This is a genomic window from Caenispirillum salinarum AK4 (assembly GCF_000315795.1).
Lineage (GTDB): Bacteria > Pseudomonadota > Alphaproteobacteria > Rhodospirillales > Rhodospirillaceae > Caenispirillum > Caenispirillum salinarum.
The window spans coordinates 1-880 of record NZ_ANHY01000057.1 but is presented as its reverse complement, the minus strand read 5'-3'; the positions used below and the strand labels follow the sequence as shown (position 1 = coordinate 880).

General features: G+C 70.1%; 1 protein-coding gene. It reads left to right on the top strand.

Features of this window, described 5'->3' with window-relative positions; all coding sequences use genetic code 11:
- Positions 1-880: multicopper oxidase family protein (locus tag C882_RS22670; RefSeq protein ID WP_043647377.1), on the top strand; the 880-nt coding region annotated here is incomplete at both ends.

Here is an 880-nt window from a genome sequence, read left to right as displayed (position 1 = left end):
ACGCCATGGACGGGGTTCCCGGCCTGACGCAGGAGGCCGTGCCCCAGGGGGAGACCTTCGACTACGCCTTCGACCTCAAGGACGCCGGCACCTTCTGGTATCACAGCCACCAGCGGGCCTGGGAGCAGGTGGCACGCGGCGTCTACGGCGTTCTGATCGTCGACGAGGCCGAGCCGCCGCAGGTCGACCAGGACCTTCTGCTGGTTGTCGACGACTGGCTGCTCGACCGCGATGGCCGGTTCGTTGAAGAAACCCTGGGCGCGTTGCATGACTGGGGCCACGGCGGGCGCATGGGGAACGTCGTGACGGTCAACGGCCGCGTCCGCCCGGACATCCCCGTGCGGCGCGGCGAGCGCCTGCGGCTGCGGCTGCTCAACCCGTCAAACGCCCGGATCCTGGCCCTGACGTTCGGCAGCCTGCGCCCGACGGTCGTCGCGCTGGATGGCCGCCCCTGCCGACCGCATCCGGTTTCCGACCACGGCCTGCTGCTCGGCTCGGGACAGCGCGCCGACCTGATGGTGGACGTGGACGCCGAGCCGGGCACACGCATAGCCATTGCCGACCAGGCGTATGACGACCCGGCGCCGGTGGCCCACATCGCGGTTGCCGACGATGTGCTGCGCGAGACACCGCTTGACGCACCGCTCGCCCTTCCGGGAGTCGAGGCGGCACCCGTGCTCGACCTGGAGACCGCGGTTACGGCGGACCTGCTCATGCAGGGCGGCGCCATGGGAACCATGGACGAAACTATCTACAACGGTCAGCGCATGGGCTGGCGGGATCTCGTGCGGGTCAACCGCGTCTGGGCATTCAATGGCGTCGCCGGTGACCTGGATACGCCGCTTCTGGAGGTGCCGCGCGGCCGCACCGCCGCCGTGAC